Annotated in this window: 14 protein-coding genes; 8 read left to right on the top strand and 6 right to left on the bottom strand. The window is 73.0% G+C overall.

The features are described 5' to 3' along the window. The first annotated feature begins 75 nt into the window (after window positions 1-75). Entirely contained in the window at window positions 76-1,734 is a 1,659-nt protein-coding gene (locus H1226_RS27790; RefSeq protein ID WP_373689997.1) for a glycosyltransferase family 87 protein, read from the top strand. Here the strand turns inward: H1226_RS27790 and H1226_RS27785 are convergent. Together H1226_RS27785 and H1226_RS27780 are read right to left on the bottom strand one after the other, a co-directional pair. Further along, window positions 1,710-3,104 carry a glycosyltransferase family 87 protein gene (locus H1226_RS27785; RefSeq protein WP_258344431.1) on the bottom strand — a complete coding sequence of 465 codons (1,395 nt, stop codon included), beginning with the start codon at window positions 3,102-3,104 and terminating at the stop codon, window positions 1,710-1,712. The two genes, H1226_RS27790 and H1226_RS27785, sit on opposite strands and share 25 nt — an antisense overlap. Window positions 3,105-3,182: 78 nt before the next feature. Further along, the gene (locus H1226_RS27780; RefSeq protein WP_258344429.1) at window positions 3,183-3,953 is read right to left on the bottom strand and encodes a deoxyribonuclease IV; all 771 of its coding nucleotides are present in this window, start codon (window positions 3,951-3,953) and stop codon (window positions 3,183-3,185) included. A gap of 233 nt (window positions 3,954-4,186) precedes the next feature. Between H1226_RS27780 and H1226_RS27775 the strand changes: the two genes are divergently transcribed. From H1226_RS27775 to dnaB, 6 genes are all read left to right on the top strand, one after another. Then, complete coding sequence (locus tag H1226_RS27775; protein ID WP_258344427.1) at window positions 4,187-5,176, top strand: hypothetical protein; 990 nt, start codon at window positions 4,187-4,189, stop codon at window positions 5,174-5,176. Between the two features lie 141 nt (window positions 5,177-5,317). Continuing rightward, window positions 5,318-5,683: a 30S ribosomal protein S6 gene (gene rpsF / locus H1226_RS27770; protein ID WP_224962174.1), complete on the top strand. Its 366-nt coding sequence runs from the start codon at window positions 5,318-5,320 to the stop codon at window positions 5,681-5,683. 99 nt (window positions 5,684-5,782) lie between these two features. Beyond that, window positions 5,783-6,271 (top strand): single-stranded DNA-binding protein, encoded by a 489-nt coding sequence (locus tag H1226_RS27765; protein ID WP_258344426.1) that lies wholly within the window; start codon window positions 5,783-5,785, stop codon window positions 6,269-6,271. Between the two features lie 47 nt (window positions 6,272-6,318). Beyond that, window positions 6,319-6,558, top strand: coding sequence for a 30S ribosomal protein S18 (rpsR, locus tag H1226_RS27760; protein WP_184484100.1), 240 nt, complete (start codon window positions 6,319-6,321; stop codon window positions 6,556-6,558). 88 nt (window positions 6,559-6,646) lie between these two features. Further along, the gene (rplI, locus tag H1226_RS27755; RefSeq protein WP_225044829.1) at window positions 6,647-7,099 is read left to right on the top strand and encodes a 50S ribosomal protein L9; all 453 of its coding nucleotides are present in this window, start codon (window positions 6,647-6,649) and stop codon (window positions 7,097-7,099) included. A 561-nt stretch (window positions 7,100-7,660) separates the two neighbouring features. Beyond that, on the top strand, window positions 7,661-10,021 hold the full coding sequence (gene dnaB / locus H1226_RS27750) for a replicative DNA helicase (RefSeq protein WP_258344416.1): 2,361 nt from the start codon (window positions 7,661-7,663) through the stop codon (window positions 10,019-10,021). A gap of 5 nt (window positions 10,022-10,026) precedes the next feature. On the opposite strand, the gene H1226_RS27745 is transcribed toward dnaB, so the two are convergent. Continuing rightward, the gene (locus H1226_RS27745) at window positions 10,027-10,533 is read right to left on the bottom strand and encodes a DinB family protein (RefSeq protein WP_258344414.1); all 507 of its coding nucleotides are present in this window, start codon (window positions 10,531-10,533) and stop codon (window positions 10,027-10,029) included. 14 nt (window positions 10,534-10,547) lie between these two features. Beyond that, window positions 10,548-11,033: a GNAT family N-acetyltransferase gene (locus tag H1226_RS27740; protein ID WP_258344413.1), complete on the bottom strand. Its 486-nt coding sequence runs from the start codon at window positions 11,031-11,033 to the stop codon at window positions 10,548-10,550. A gap of 201 nt (window positions 11,034-11,234) precedes the next feature. Between H1226_RS27740 and H1226_RS27735 the strand changes: the two genes are divergently transcribed. Then, window positions 11,235-13,034, top strand: coding sequence for a hypothetical protein (locus tag H1226_RS27735; RefSeq protein ID WP_258344411.1), 1,800 nt, complete (start codon window positions 11,235-11,237; stop codon window positions 13,032-13,034). A gap of 43 nt (window positions 13,035-13,077) precedes the next feature. Here the strand turns inward: H1226_RS27735 and H1226_RS27730 are convergent, their stop codons facing one another. Further along, window positions 13,078-14,562 (bottom strand): alpha/beta hydrolase, encoded by a 1,485-nt coding sequence (locus tag H1226_RS27730; RefSeq protein WP_258344409.1) that lies wholly within the window; start codon window positions 14,560-14,562, stop codon window positions 13,078-13,080. 119 nt (window positions 14,563-14,681) lie between these two features. Beyond that, window positions 14,682-15,329: an HAD family hydrolase gene (locus H1226_RS27725; RefSeq protein ID WP_258344407.1), complete on the bottom strand. Its 648-nt coding sequence runs from the start codon at window positions 15,327-15,329 to the stop codon at window positions 14,682-14,684. Between the last annotated feature and the right edge of the window lie 54 nt (window positions 15,330-15,383).

Below are 15,383 nucleotides of genomic sequence, written 5' to 3'. Positions count from 1 at the left end.
GGCCCGCACCGGGCGGCGCGCGACGCCGCCCGGTGCGGGCGTGGGAGACCCGTCCGCACGCCGTAGCATCCGGGCGTGTCCACGAAGCCCGAGCACGCCGGCACCGAGCCCGAGGAGCCCGACAAGGTGAGCGCGGCAGTGGACGGCGACTCGCTGGACGCGGCGGACCGGGTCGTGCCGACCTGGACCGAACCCGTCGCCGCGGCGGCCTCCCGGCCGTTCGGCGGCCCGCTGGGGCGGCACGCGCAGGTGGGCAGGCAGTGGTTCTGGACGCCGCTGCGCGTCCTGCTGCTGCTGGCGATGATCACGCTCGCCGCGGCCTGGCTGTTCAAGGCGCCCTGCCTGCAGACCTACGACACCTCGGCGGGCACCCAGCTGGACTGGCGGGCGAACCGGCAGTACACGGCGATGTGCTACTCCGACATCATCCCCCGCTTCGGCATGGGCGACCTCGCCCCCGACGGGGTGTTCCCGTACAAGACGCCGTGGACGGCCGCGCCCGGGACTCCGCCGGAACAGCAGCACTACATGGAGTACCCGGTGGTCACCGGGGTCTTCCAGTGGATCAACGCGAAGATCACCGACGGCTGGTCGACGCTGTCCGCGCTGGGCTGGCTGCCCGCGGCGATGATCACCGTCCTGTACTTCAACGTCACCGCGTTCTGGCTGACCGCGGCCTGGCTCGTCGTGGTGTGGGCGGCGATGCGGCTCGCCGCGCGCCGCACCTGGGACGCTGCGCTCGTCGCGCTGAGCCCGCTGGTGTTCGTGCACGCCTTCACCAACTTCGACGCGCTGAGCGCCGCGCTGGCCACCACCGGGCTGCTCGCCTGGGCGAAGCGACGACCGTGGCTGGCCGGGGTGCTGATCGGGCTGGGCGGCGCGGCGAAGCTGTACCCGCTGCTGCTGCTCGGCCCGCTGCTGGTGCTGTGCCTGCGCGCGGGCCGATCGCGCGACGGCGGGCGCGCGCTCGCCGGAGCCGCGGCGGCCTGGCTGGTGGTGAACCTGCCGATCCTGCTGCTGTACCCGGTGGGCTGGGGCGAGTTCTACCGGCTCAACACCTCGCGCGCGGCCGACCCGGATTCGCTGTACAACGCGCTCGCCCACTTCACCGGCTGGGCCGGGTTCGACGGGCCGCTCGCCGCCGGGCAGGCACCGGTGGTGCTCAACGCGGTGGCGCTGGGGCTGTTCGCGCTGGCCTGCGCCGGGATCGGCTGGCTGGCGCTGGCCGCGCCGGTGCGGCCCCGGCTGGTGCAGCTGTGCTTCCTGGTGGTCGCCGCGTTCCTGCTGACCAACAAGGTGTGGAGTCCGCAGTACTCGCTGTGGCTGGTTCCGCTGGCGGTGCTGGCCGTGCCGCGCTGGCGGTGGCTGCTGACCTGGATGGTCGCGGACGCCGCGATGTGGGCGCCGCGGATGTACTACTACCTGGGCACCGACAACAAGGGGTTGCCGGAGGGCTGGTTCCTGGGCGCCGTGCTGATCCGCGACGTGCTGGTGATCGCGCTGTGCGCGCTGGTCGTGCACGAGGTGCTGCACCCGGAAGCGGACCGGGTGCGCCGCGCGCTCGGCCCGGCGGGTTCGCACGGGCCCGCGGCGGTGGACGACCCGGCGGGCGGATCCCTCGACGGCGCCCCGGACCGGGTGGTGGTGCCGTGGCCGCGAGGTGCGGCGCGGCGGATCAGCGGTTGGGCCCGGACCGTCGGGCCGGGTGTTCAGCGCGGAGAACGGGTGAGCTGAACCGTCCGCTCCACATCGGACTCGGGCGGCTCCTGCTCGTCCTCGTCCACGGTGGACGTCGACCCGAGGAACGCCGGGAACAGGCCGACCAGCAGCGCCGCGCGGCCCCACACGCCGATCATCAGCGCCTGCGCGGTGAACCCGTCCCCGATGCCGCCGCCCTCGCCCATCCAGCGGAAGATGCTGATGCCCATCGCCAGGTCGGCCAGCAGGTACGCCACCACCCAGCCCCAGCGCACCCGCAGCAGCACGAAGAACGGCAGCAACCACAAGGTGTACTGCGGCGAGTGCACCTTGTGCAGCAGCAGGAACCCGCACAGCGCCGCCGCCGACACCTGGATCCACGGGTAGGTGCCGGTGCGCCGCCGCAGCCACTCCCCCGCCAGGCACGCGGCCGCGAACGACAGCAGCACCGCCACCGGCGAGACCACGCCCATCACCTGCTGGAACCCGTCGGCGTCGGCGACCCCGCGGAAACCCCAGTACCAGACGGAGTTCGTGCTCAGGTCCACCTTCCGCTGGGACTGGAACTCGAACGACGCCCACCAGCCCTCGAACCCGGCCAGTGCGAACGGCAGGTTCGCCAGCACCACCGTGCCCGCCGCCGCACCCAGCACCGCCAGCGCGCCCCGCACGTCGAACCGCCGCCCCGCGGGCAGCTCGGCGCCGCCGCGACCACCGGTGAGCACGTGCAGCGCCAGCGGCAGCACGAACAACCCGGGGTAGATCTTGAACGCGAACCCCGCGCCGAGCAGCACCGCGCCCTGCACCGCCCGGGTGCGCAGCGGCGCGCCACCGCGGTGCACCACGAACACCGCGGCCACCGCGCACGCCACCACCGGCAGGTCCCAGTTGTGGAAGGCGTACAGCACCAGCGGCGGGGCCAACGCCCACAGCAGCGCCCGGTACCCGCTCAACCGGCCCAGCCACCACGCCACCGCCACCCCGAACGGTGCCATGAGCAGCGCCGATGCGGCGAGGAACCCGGCGTCGGTGTGCACGGACAACGCGCCCAGCCAGATCAGCAGCCCGGACAGCACCGGGTACTCGACGACGCCGCCGTGCAGCGATCCGTCCTCGTCGATGCCGCCGTGCACGTACGGGAAGACGTGCCGGTCGATGTCCCGGCCCACCCACAGGTTCTGCACGTCCGAGTAGCAGACCTCGGAGTACGCCCGCTCCTGGTAGGCCGGTTCGGACCGGCCCCACTGGTCGAACTCGGGGCCGGTGCAGCGCGCCTTGTTCGCGTAACCCGCCGCCAGCGCCAGCGCGGTGAGCAGGCACAGCAGCGCGAGCGCTCCGGCGGTGAGGCGCCGGCCCGCGCGGCCCGGAACCGCGCCGGCCGGGGTTCCCGCGAGCTGCTCGCGCATCGGTGTCCTCCCTGCCGGGCGGGCACCCGTCCCGCACCTTCGACGGCTGTCGGCGCCGACCCTAGCCGCAGGCCCGGATCAACCCCGCACCTTGTCCCGCAGGAAGCCGATGTCCGCGGCCTGCCCGTCGCCGGGGGTCTCCACCACGACCGGTGCGTCCGCCGTCTCGCACACCGCGACCAGCACGTCCGGGTCGATCTCGCCCGCGCCGATGTTGGCGTGCCGGTCCCGGGAGGAGCCGAACGCGTCGCGGGAGTCGTTGAGGTGCACCAGGTCGATCCGCCCGGTGATGCCCTTGACCCGCTCCGCGATGCCCGGCAGCTCTTCACCCGCCGCGTGCGCGTGGCAGGTGTCCAGGCAGAACCCGGCGCCGAACTCGCCGACCGCGTCCCACAACCGGGCCAGCACGTCGAAGCGGCGTGCCATCGCGTTCGCCCCGCCCGCGGTGTTCTCGATCAGCACCGGTACCGCGAACCCGCCTTCGTCGGCCTGGCGCTCGAACAGCTTGCGCCAGTTCGCGATGCCCTCGGCCGGGTCGTCGTCCTTGGTGACGTGCCCGCCGTGCACGACGAGGCCGCGGGCGCCGACCTCGGCGGCGGCCTTCGCCTGCTGCGCCACGGCCTTGCGGGACGGGATGCGGATGCGGTTGTTCAGCGAGGCCACGTTGATCACGTACGGGGAGTGGATGAACACCGCGAGCTCGCCGTCGCGCAGCTCCGCGGCCTGCGGGTGCGGTTTCGGGGCCTTCCAGCCCTGCGGGTCGGACAGGAAGAACTGCACGACGTCCGCGCCCCGCTCCTGGGCCGCGGTGATCGGATCGTCGTCCCGGACATGAGCACCGATGAGCATGTCCGCAGGGTAGCCACCCGCCGGTGGGCCCGTGCCGCGCGCCGGGGCCCGGCCGCCCGGTCCACCGCTGCTCCGAAGCGGTGACGCGAACGGGTGCTCAATCGTTCAGGTTTCCCACAATGCGGATTTGCCGAAGTTTTCGTGTGCGGGCCGTCACCACTTGCCGGTCCGACACGTTATTTTCCTGAGAAGCGGTGAACGGGTATCACGGGGTCGTGCAGCGGGGAGGAACCATGAGTGACGAAGCCATGCGTCCGGACGAAGGCTCGCGGCCGCAGGTGAACCCGTTGCTGCGCCGCGCGGGGCGCACCGGGCTCGGCCGGGTGCTGGCCGCGGGCACCGTCGGCGCCTTCGTCACCGCGAGCAGCCTCCTCGGCGCGGGCACCGCGAGCGCCGCGGGCTCCCTCGTCATCGACAAGTGCGCGGGCACCACCGAGTCGAGCGAGTACGGCCAGGCCATCCTCGCCTCCCCGAACGCGCTGGACGCCAAGGTGCGGCAGGGGACGCTGCTGGTCTTCCCGTTCGGCTTCGACATCGCCGACCAGGCCGTGCAGGAGTTCAAGAACACCGGGGCGATCTCGCTGGGCACGGTCACCGAGGAGAAGCAGAAGTTCTCCGGAAAGGCACTCGCCCAGGAGTTCACCCCGCGCATCGACGGCCTGGCCGCGCTGCAGGGCCGCGGCGCCGAGGTCAGCAAGCACGTCCGCAACCTCGCCGCCCTCGGCTGCTTCGGCGCGAGCGTCACCGGGCACGAGAAGCCGGCCCCGCCGCCGCCCGCGCCCGAACCGGAACCCAGCGAGCAGCCCGCGCCGCCGTCCCACACGGCGCCCGCTCCGCCGAGCACCGGCGTGCAGCCGGCGCCCGGCACCACCGCCCCCGGCGTGCCCGGCTACTCGACCGGTGCGCCGGTCCTCGTCGCGCCACCCGGCTACGCCTCGGGCGCGCCCGGCCTCCCCGGGCAGCTGCCGCCGTGGGCGCAGGCCCAGTTCGGCGCCGCCCCCGGCTTCTCGCCGAACATCGGCGACCTGCGGGAACAGGCCGCCGCCCAGGAGCGCGCGCGGGCCGAGCAGGCCGCCCGCGAGGAGGTCCGGGCCGCGGGCAAGGCCGAAGCACTGCCGATGAGCCAGGGCGACCGGGTGGCGCTGCCGGTGCTCATCGCGGCGATCTCGCTGGCCGGGGTCACCGCGGCGCTGGTCCGCACCTGGGTGCTGCGCCGCGCCTGATCGTCCGCGCCGCGCGACCACCGCGGCGGTACCCGGCTCACCGGCCTGTCGGACCTGGTTGCTAGCCTTGCCGGGTTCGTGAAGGACCCTCCTGCCACGGAAAGTCCGTGGCCGTGAGTCCACAGGAGGTGAGTGGTCTTCATGCGTCATTACGAGCTCATGGTCATCCTCGACCCGAGCCTGGACGAGCGCACCGTGCCTCAGTCCCTGGAAAACTTCCTCAAGGTCATCCGCAACGACGGTGGCAGCGTCGAGAAGCTCGATGTGTGGGGCCGTCGCCGGCTCGCCTTCGAGATCGAGAAGCAGGCCGAGGGCATCTACGTCGTCGTGGACATCAACAGCGAGCCCGCCTCGATCAAGGAGCTGGACCGCCAGCTGAACTTGAACGAGACGATCCTGCGCACCAAGGTGCAGCGGCGCGTCGCCGAACCGCGCAAGGAGGCCCGCGTGGCCCGCGCGGCCGCGAAGGCGACCAAGCACGCCAACCGCTCCGAGGCCTCGGCCTGAGCAACCGCGACCGGACTCGTCCGGTCCGTTGGCGGCGAACCGCACTTCAGGTGACCCGCATGTCAAGAGACCCCGCATGTCAAGGACGGAGTCCAGGCGATGGCCGGTGAAACGGTAATCACGGTGGTCGGCAACCTCACCGCCGACCCGGAGCTGCGCTTCACACCTTCCGGTGCCGCCGTGGCGAACTTCACGATCGCCTCGACGCCCCGCACCTTCGACCGCCAGTCCGGCGAGTGGAAGGACGGCGAGGCGCTGTTCCTGCGCTGCAACATCTGGCGCCAGGCCGCGGAGAACGTGGCCGAGACGCTGACCCGCGGCATGCGGGTCATCGCGCAGGGCAGGTTGCGCCAGCGTTCCTTCGAGACGAAGGAAGGCGAGAAGCGCACCGTCGTCGAGCTCGAGGTCGACGAGATCGGGCCCTCCCTGAAGTACGCGACCGCCAAGGTGAACAAGGTCAGCCGCGGTGGCGGCGGCGGTGGTTTCGGTAGTGGCGGCGGCCAGTCCGCGCCTGCCGACGACCCGTGGGGTTCCGCTCCCCCCGCCGGTTCTTCCGGCGGCGGGTTCAGCGACGAACCGCCGTTCTGACGCCCGCGCGCTCACTCGACTCGTAATAGCTTTCCAGGAGGAAGACCATGGCCAAGGCGCCTGTGCGCAAGCCTAAGAAGAAGGTCTGCGTGTTCTGCAAGGACCGCGCTGCGCAGAGCATCGACTACAAGGACACGACGCTGCTGCGCAAGTACATCTCGGACCGCGGCAAGATCCGCGCCCGTCGGGTGACCGGCAACTGCAGCCAGCACCAGCGCGACGTCGCCATCGCGGTGAAGAACGCCCGCGAGATGGCGCTGCTGCCCTACACCTCGACCGCCCGCTGATTCGAGACCGCTCGTCCGGCCCGCGCTGCTCCGGCGCGCGGTCCCGGATGTCCGCGGTCTCGTGAGAGACGCTAGAAGGAGACACGTCGTGAAGATCATTCTGACTGCTGACGTGACCGGCCTGGGCGAGTCGGGTGACATCGTCGAGGTCAAGGACGGCTACGCGCGCAACCTGCTGCTGCCGCGCGGCCTGGCCATCGTCGCCACCAAGGGCGCGCAGAAGCAGATCGAGACGATCCGCCGCACCCAGGAGGCCCGCCGGGTCCGCAACCTGGAGCACGCCCAGGAGCTGAAGGCCCAGCTGCAGGACCTCGGTCCGGTCACGCTGACCGCCAAGGTCTCGGGTCAGGGCAAGCTGTTCGGTTCGATCACCGCCGCCGATGTCGTGGCCGCGGTGCGCAAGGCCGGTGGCCCGAACCTGGACAAGCGCTCGGTGGACCTGCGCGGCCACATCAAGGCCCTGGGCAAGCACGGGGTCGACGTCCGGCTGCACCCCGACGTCAAGGCGTCGGTGAACGTCCAGGTGTCGGCCGCGAGCTGACCCCCGGTACGCGTTCGTTCGGCGGGAGTCCGGGCTTCCCGGGCTTCCGCCGATGCGTCCGGTCATGTGCTGCGGCGCTCGGCCGCTGCCGGGTTCCGCCGTTCGGCGGCGGACGGCGATGATCACTCGTTCGTCCGCTTGACGGTCACGGAACTCGTTCGTGCGCCGTCGAATCCGACACGCCGAACGAGCAGTTTCCCCGCGACACGCCGCGGGTTTTCAACAGATTTCTCCACAAGCAGTCCACAAGGGCTGGCCTGTGGTTTTCGGATGATCTTGGTTGGTTGTCCCCAGGTTGTCCCCATCGGTTCCGCCGAGTTGTGCACAGGTATCCGCGACTTGTCCCCAGCTGTCCACAGGTTGTCCCGATAGTTGTCCACAGCTCGGTTTGCCTGGTCCATGCGAGCGATCTAGCTTCCCCCACGCGCCCGCGCGTGACGGATCGTGATCGGCCGGTGCGCGCCGGCCGGCTCCCGCACCGGGGACGCCGTCGTGGATCGCGCGACCAGTAAGGCCGCCCGCAGCGGTGGCGGGTGACGGTGTCGGAGGTGACGGGTACCCGTGGCGTTGGCAGACGAACGAGGCGCACAGCCCGCGTCGAACGGGGACTCCGGCTTCGAACGCCAGCCCCCGCAGGACTTGGCCGCGGAGCAGTCCGTGCTCGGCGGCATGATGCTGAGCAAGGACGCCATCGCCGACGTCGTCGAGGTGCTGACCCCGAACGACTTCTACCGGCCCGCGCACCAGGCCATCTACAACTGCGTCCTCGACCTGTACGGCCGCGGCGAACCCGCCGATGCGATCACCGTCTCCGCCGAACTCGAACGCCGCCAGGAGCTGCAACGCATCGGCGGCGCCCCCTACATGCACACGCTGATCGCCAGCGTGCCCACCGCCGCCAACGCCGGCTACTACGCCGAGATCGTCGCGGAGAAGGCCGTGCTGCGGCGGCTGGTCGAAGCGGGCACCCGCATCGTGCAGCTCGGCTACCACGGCGCCGAGGGCTCCGCGATCGAAGAGGTCGTGGACCGCGCGCAGGCCGCCATCTACGACGTCACCGAGCGCCGCACCAGCGAGGACTACGCGGCGCTGGAAGACCTGCTGCAGCCGACGATGGACGAGATCGACGCCATCGCCTCCCGCGGCGGCCAGTCCCAAGGCATCCCCACCGGCTTCGTCGACCTCGACGAGGTCACCAACGGGCTGCACGGCGGGCAGATGATCATCGTCGCGGCGCGGCCCGGTGTCGGCAAGGCGCTCGCGCTGGACACCCCGCTGCCCACCCCCGGTGGCTGGACCACGATGGGCGAGGTCGCCGTCGGCGACGAGCTGATCGGCCTGTCCGGGCGGCCCATCCGGGTGCTGCGCGCGACCGAGGTGCTCACCGACCGCCCGTGCTTCGAGGTCGAGTTCTCCGACGGCGGCGTCCTCGTCGCCGACGCCCAGCACCAGTGGCGGCTCTCCGACGGGCAGGTCCGCACCACCGCCGAGCTCGCCGTCACCGGCACCGACCACGAACTCCCCGCGCACGCCGGATTGCGCCTGCCGCAGCGGGAGCTGCCGGTGGCGCCGTACGCGCTCGGGGTGTGGCTCGCCGCGGGCGACGAGTCCGGTGCGGTGCGCGGTGAACCGGAACTGCTGGAGCTGGCCGGGCTCGCGCACGCCGCCGAACCCGCGGACGCCGAGGTCACCACCGTCGGCGCCGTCGTCGAGTACCCCGCAGAGGAGGGCGCCGCGGAGCAGGACGCCCCGAAACCCGAGTTCGGCGTGGACATCCCCGCCGCGCTCGCCCGGTTCGGCGCCTGGGACGACCACGACCTGCCGTCCGCGTACCTGCGCGCCAGCGAGGATCAGCGCCGCGCGCTGCTGGCCGGACTGCTCGACGCCGCCGGTTCCGTCGACGCCGACGGCAGGCTGCGGCTGGAGATCAGCGAGCCGCTCTCGGTGCGGGTGCGGGAGCTGCTGCTCGGCCTCGGCTACACCTGCGGCACCCGGATCGCGGACTCCGCGCACGGCGGCTTCGACCGGGTGGCGATCGTGTTCGACAGCGGTCCCGACGAGGTGTTCCGGCTGCCCGCGAAGAACGCCGAGCACAAGGAGGCCCGGCAGGACCGGGCCGAGCCGCCGCGCCGCATCGTCGCCGTCCGGGAGGTGCCGAGCGTGCCGGTGCGCTGCGTCGAGGTCGACGCCCCCGACCACCTGTACCTCGCGGGCCGCGGCATGGTGCCCACGCACAACTCCACGCTCGGGCTGGACTTCGCCCGCACCGCGTCGATCAAGCACGGCCTGGCCAGCGTCATCTTCTCCCTGGAGATGGGCAAGACCGAGATCGTGATGCGCATGCTGTCCGCGGAGGCCCGCATCCGGCTCGGCGACATGCGCGGTGGCCGCATGACCGACGACGACTGGACGCGGCTCGCGCGGCGGATGAGCGAGATCAGCGAGGCGCCGCTGTACGTGGACGACTCGCCGAACCTGACCATGATGGAGATCCGCGCGAAGGCGCGGCGGCTCAAGCAGCGCGCCGACATCCAGCTGGTCGTCGTGGACTACCTGCAGCTGATGACCTCCGGCAAGCGCGTCGAATCCCGGCAGCAGGAGGTCTCGGAGTTCTCCCGTAATCTCAAGCTGCTCGCCAAGGAGCTGGAAGTCCCCGTCGTCGCGATCTCCCAGCTGAACCGAGGTCCCGAACAGCGCACCGACAAGCGCCCGCAGCTCTCGGACCTGCGTGAATCCGGTTCCCTGGAGCAGGACGCGGACATGGTCATCCTGATCAACCGGCCGGACGCGTTCGAACGCGACGACCCCCGGATGGGCGAGGCCGACCTGATCCTGGCCAAGCACCGCGCCGGCCCCCAGGCCACGATCACCGTCGCCCACCAGCTGCACTACAGCCGCTTCGTCGACATGGCCCCCGAATAGCCGGTTCAGGCGCCGGTGGTGCCGTCGATCGCTTCGCGGAGGAGGTCGGCGTGGCCGTTGTTCCGGGCGTACTCGTGGATCAGGTGCAGCAGCACTAGGCGCAGCGAGACCTCGGTGCCGGAGCGCGGGTCGCGGGCCACGACGTCGAGGGACTCCGCTTCGCGTTCGACGCGGCGGGCGTGCTCGACCTCGGCGCGCCACGCGGCGAACGCCTCCGCCCCGGTGCACCCGCTCGGGTCGTAGGCGGCCTGGAAGTCGCCGTCCGCGGACCACACCAGCGGGACGTCCTCGCCCGCGATGGTGCGGCGGAACCAGGCCCGCTCCACCTCGGCCAGGTGTCGCAGCAGGCCCAGCAGGCTCAGCTCGGACGGCGGGGACGCGCGCCTGCGCAGGTCCTCGTCCCCGAGCCCGTCGCACTTCCGCTCCAGCGTCGCTCGGTGGAAGTCCAGGTAGGCGCGCAGCATCGGTCGCTCCGGGCCGGTCGTCGGCGGGGCGGGGCGTTCGGTGGGCACGCGTACCTCCGGGGTCAGAACGGGCAGTGCATGACGTGCAGGCCGATCCGGCCCAGCTCCGGGTGCTCGAACGCGCCGGGCACGGTGCCGATCACGGTGAAGCCGAGCCGCTCGTAGAGCGCGACGGCCGAGCGGTTCGACTCGACGACCGCGTTGAACTGCATCGCCGCGTAGCCGGCGCCCCGCGCCCAGGACAGGGCGTCCGCGCACAGCCCGCCGCCGACGCCGCGGCCGCGCACCCCCGCGGCGACCATGAAGCTCGCGGTGGACACGTGCGCACCGGGGCCCGCCCGGTTCGGCCCCATCTTCGCGGTGCCCAGCACCCGCCCGTCGACCTCGGCGACGGTGGTGCGGCCGGGCGGTCGTTCCAGCCACAGCTCGCGGGCCCGCTCGGCGGTCAGGTCCCGCTCGTAGCAGAACGTCTCGCCCGCGCGCGCGACCTCGCGGATGATCGGCCACACCTCGGGCCAGTCGGCTTCGGTGAACTCCCGGATCCGCATGCGGCGAACGCTAGTGCGGCTCGGGTGGGTGAACAATCGATTTTCGCCGGCCACCGAAGCGCCGTGACCTCGGACGACCGCGCCGCGGGCCCGATCCGAGCGCGTCGCGCCGACACGCCGGGGCACGCGCTGCCGGAGTGATCAACGCCCGCTCCCTACCCTCGATCACATCCGGTACCGGCCGCGGCGAAGGGCGAAGCGATGCGCACCGTTTTCCTGCACGGCGAGGTGGAGGGCTTCGCCGCGTCCGCCGCCGCGCTGTCCGGGCGGTTCGGCGCGCGGCCCGACGCGCCGGACCTGCTCGGCGTGCTGCTGCGGGACAAGTGCGCGCGGGACGGGCTGCTCGCCCGCTGGACCGCGCCCGACCTGGTGCGGGTGCTCACCGAGGTGGTGCCCCGGCACCTGGTGCTGCCCCGCTGGGCGGCGGTGCCCGCGCTGCTGCACGACTGGATCGACTTCCTCGCCGGGGAACGGCTGCTGATGTCCGGCAGCGACCCGGTGCCCGCGCTGCACGCGGCGATCGACGAGGCCGTGCCCGCCTTCCTCGCGGCGATGGCCGAGCCCGCCGAGTGGGGGCCGGAGAAGTTCTGGTCGCTGGCCGCGCGGGAACACGGCGTCGACCTCGGTGCGGAGGGCGAGTTCGCCCGGTTCGTCGCCGCGGTGGATGACGGCGAGGTCGAGCTGGACCGGGCCGTGTTGCGTGCCGTCGAGGAACGGGCCGACCGGGAACCGCTGCCCGTCCCGGTGCACTGGCTACCACCGATGCGCATCCCGGATGGTGCGACGCCGGACGTCGAAGCGGCGGGCACCCCGATCATCGCGCGGATGGCCGCGTTGCTGCGCTGGACCGGCACCGGCCGCGAACTCGGCGACGGGACGGAGCTGGCCGCGGAGCTGGACTGCGAGCCGGACCTGGCGCCGGCCACCGCGGCGTGGGCGGACCGGGCGCACCTGGTGCGGATCACCGACGGCCGGGTGGTGCGCAGCGCGATCAGCACCCCGCTGCTGGCCGAACCGGGCGTGCTGTGGACGCGGCTGTGGCAGTCGTTCGTGCTGCTCGACGAGGTGGCCGGGGACGACGCCGAGCTGCTGGACGGGCTGCTCGACGGCGAGGACGCGTTCCCGGAGCTGGTGCAGGGCGTGCTCAGCGCGCTCTACACCAACACCGGCGCGGTGCCGGTCGAGCAGGTGGTGGGCCTGGTGCTGCACGCGATCACCGACCGGGCCGATGCCCGGCCCGCGGTGGCGCGGGTGGTGGACCGGGTGCTGCGGCTCTGGGAAGCGCTGGGCGTGCTGCGCCGCTACCGCACCGACCTGCCGGAACTGCTGGAGCGCATCGAGGCGTTCGCGCCCGGATCGGCGGACCGCGCGGTGGTGGAACTGCTGCCGCTGGGGGTGTGGGCCGCACACGGCTCGCTGCGCGGGTACGGCTTCGTCGCCCCGACGGTGGAGGAGGCGATCGCGCTGCCCGCCGAGGTGGTGGTGCTCGCGCTGCCGGGCGGCCCGGCGGACGTGGTGGACGAGGTCGTCGCGGGCTGGGTCGGGGTGCGCGGCCGGGCGGCGGCCGCCGTGGAACTCGCCGACCTGCTGCGCCGCGTCGACGACCCGGAGGTGCGGCTCGGCGCGCTGTGGCTGCTGGAGCACACCGGCGACGAAGGCGTGGCCGCGGTGCGCGGCCTGCGCGAGGACCCGGTGTGCGGACCCGCCGCCCGGATGTGGCTGCGGGTGCGGCCGACCGAGCGGGACGTCGAGCTGCGCGACGGCGACGAACTGGTCGTCGCGCTGGACGCGATGGTCGTCACCGCGCGGGAGGACTCGGCCGCGTTCCTCGCCGACTTCCGGACCCGCCCCACCCCGGACCAGCTCGCGGTGCTCGACGAGATCGCCCGGGCCGGGGACGCGCGGGCCGACGTGGTGCTCGGCGTCGTCGCCGCCGAGCACCCGGACGAGCAGGTGTCCAACGCGGCCAGGGAATGCCTGGAGCGCTTGAACACCGCCTGATCCGGCCGGGCGGTCGACCCCGCCCGCGCCGGACCGGGGACGATCAGCGGGACGCCGGGCAGGACACGTCCTGGTCCGGGCGCTCCCCGTCCACCAGGAACGTGGTGGTCACGTCCAGCACGCAGGCGTTGCCGCCGAGCACGTAGGCGCCGTGCCCGGCCTCGTCGGCGCTGACCAGCCGCGCGCGGTCGCCGAACTTCTCCCGGAGCAGCTCGCCGCCGCGGTGCGGGGTGACCGGGTCGCGCCAGTTCTGCACGATGAGCACGTCGTCCGACCCGTCGTCGAGGACCGGCACCCGCGGCTCGGCGGGCTCGTGCGCCCAGAACGCGCAGGGCAGCACGTTCGCGGTGGCCGCGCCGAACAGCGGGAACTCCGCCCGGTCCGCGGCCACCCCGCGCCGGTAGGTCTCGACGTCCTCCGGCCATTCGACGTCGTTGCAGGTCACCGCGAGGAACACGGACAGCGCGTTGTCCGCGGGCGAGAGATCGGCGGCGGCGAGCTGCTCGCGCACCGCGTCCTCGTCGGAGTCGCGCAGCGACTGCCAGAGCTGCGCGGTCCGGCCGTAGCTCGATTCGGCGTACATCGCGACGAAGGTGGCCAGCCGGAACTGCGCCCCGTCCACCTCGGCGACCGGGTGCGCGTCGAGGCGTTCGGCCAGGTCGAAGTAGGTGCGCCGCACCTCCTCCTCGGTGCCGCCGAGGCCGTAGGAGTCGTTGCGCGCCGCGACCCACGCCGCGAAGTCCGGGAAGGCCTGCTCGGCGCCGAGCGCGAACCGGCGCATCCCGTCCCGGTCCAGCGCGGTGTCGCCGATGTTGCTGTCCAGCACCACCCGGTCGGCCCGATCCGGGAACAGCGAGGCGTACGCGGCACCCAGCGCGGAACCGTAGGACGCCCCGTAGAAGCTCGCCTGCTCCTCGCCGAGCGCGGACCGGATCCGGTCCAGGTCACGCGCCATGTTCGCGGTGGTCAGGCTGCTCAGCCGTCCGTCGTCGTGCTGGGCGCACTGCTCGGCGATGGTGCGCACCTCCGCGGCTCGCTCGGTGACCGCGGCGTCGTCCACCGCGTACGGCGGGATGTTGCCGTAGCGCGCCTGCTCGTCGGTGAACCCGCAGCTCACCGGGGACGAGTGGCCCACTCCCCTGGTGTCCATCCCGATCAGGTCGTAGCCGTCCAGCACGCTCGCGGGCAGGCCCCGGTTCGCCAGGTCGGCGCCGAAGGACAGCCCGGAGCCGCCCGGCCCGCCGGGGTTGAGCAGCAGCACCCCGCGCCGCCGCTCGGGGTGCTGGCTGGCCAGCCGCGAGATCGTGAGGTCGAGCTGCGCGCCGTCCGGGTCGGAGTAGTCCACCGGCACCTGCACGACCGCGCACTGCACCGGCTGCGGGTCGGTCGCCACGTCCGCCGGGCACGGCCCCCACGCCAGCTCCGGCGCGGTGTTCTCGGCCGATGCCGGTACCGCCAGCAACGAGCCTGCGAGGCCCGCCGCGATCAGCGCGGCCGCACTCCGGGCCGCGCTCCGCTTGAGATCCATGTCCTGCCCCCTCATCCCTGGGTGTTCTCCCGGGGCAGCACTCAACGGCGTGTCCCAAGGGCAGGGTCAACAGATCGGGGCGGAGTTGCTCCGTTCGGCCGCGGGCGCTCGGCCGGCGGTCAGCCGAGTTCGTCGAGGGCGGCGGGGAGTTCGGTGATGTCGCCGAGCACGCGGTGCGCTTCGGCGAGGGCGTCCTCGGCGGGCGGGAAGTGGGCGTTGGGCACCGCGAACACGGTGGCGCCGGAGGCGGTGGCGGCGCGCAGCCCGTTGCTGGAGTCCTCGACGGCGGCGCAGTCGGCGGCGGAGGTGCCGAGCAGCCGCGCGGCCTCCAGGTACACGTCGGGCGCCGGTTTGCCCGCGCCGACCTGCTCGCTGGAGAGGGTGGCGCCGACGGTGAGGCCGGTGCTGTCCAGGAACGCCTGGATGATCCGCGGCGGCGCGGAGCTGGCGATGGCGGTGGGGAACCGCTCGGCGACGCGCCGCAGGGTGTCGGCGGCGCCGGGCAGCACGGGCGCGTCCGCGGCGTAGACGCGGGCCATCTCGGCGATGACCCGTTCGGCCGCGTCGTCGGCGGTGAGCTGCGCGCCGAGGTCGTCGACGAGGTAGCGGGCCCATTCGGGGGTGCTCATGCCCTGCATGGCCCGGGTCGCGTCGTCGGTCCACCGGCCGCCGTGGGCGGCGACGACGTCGCGGCGGATGCGGTCCCAGAGTTGTTCGGAGTCGACGAGGACGCCGTCGAGGTCGAAGAGCACGGCTGCGGGAGTCACGCCGCCGATCGTAGGAGCCCGGGGGCGGGCTCGTCCTGCTCGGTGCCGCGGGTG

It is taken from the genome of Saccharopolyspora gregorii (assembly GCF_024734405.1).
GTDB classification, from domain to species: Bacteria; Actinomycetota; Actinomycetes; order Mycobacteriales; family Pseudonocardiaceae; genus Saccharopolyspora_C; species Saccharopolyspora_C gregorii.
This window is presented reverse-complemented; position numbering and strand designations above follow the sequence as displayed.

Bases quoted from the DNA above. Each gene is read 5' to 3' on its own strand.
- H1226_RS27785 (WP_258344431.1), bottom strand. From the start codon at position 3,104: ATGCGCGAGCAGCTCGCGGGAACCCCGGCCGGCGCGGTTCCGGGCCGC.
- H1226_RS27780 (WP_258344429.1), bottom strand. From the start codon at position 3,953: ATGCTCATCGGTGCTCATGTCCGGGACGACGATCCGATCACCGCGGCC.
- H1226_RS27775 (WP_258344427.1), top strand. From the start codon at position 4,187: ATGAGTGACGAAGCCATGCGTCCGGACGAAGGCTCGCGGCCGCAGGTG.
- rpsF (WP_224962174.1), top strand. From the start codon at position 5,318: ATGCGTCATTACGAGCTCATGGTCATCCTCGACCCGAGCCTGGACGAG.
- H1226_RS27765 (WP_258344426.1), top strand. From the start codon at position 5,783: ATGGCCGGTGAAACGGTAATCACGGTGGTCGGCAACCTCACCGCCGAC.
- rpsR (WP_184484100.1), top strand. From the start codon at position 6,319: ATGGCCAAGGCGCCTGTGCGCAAGCCTAAGAAGAAGGTCTGCGTGTTC.
- H1226_RS27740 (WP_258344413.1), bottom strand. From the start codon at position 11,033: ATGCGGATCCGGGAGTTCACCGAAGCCGACTGGCCCGAGGTGTGGCCG.
- H1226_RS27735 (WP_258344411.1), top strand. From the start codon at position 11,235: ATGCGCACCGTTTTCCTGCACGGCGAGGTGGAGGGCTTCGCCGCGTCC.
- H1226_RS27730 (WP_258344409.1), bottom strand. From the start codon at position 14,562: ATGGATCTCAAGCGGAGCGCGGCCCGGAGTGCGGCCGCGCTGATCGCG.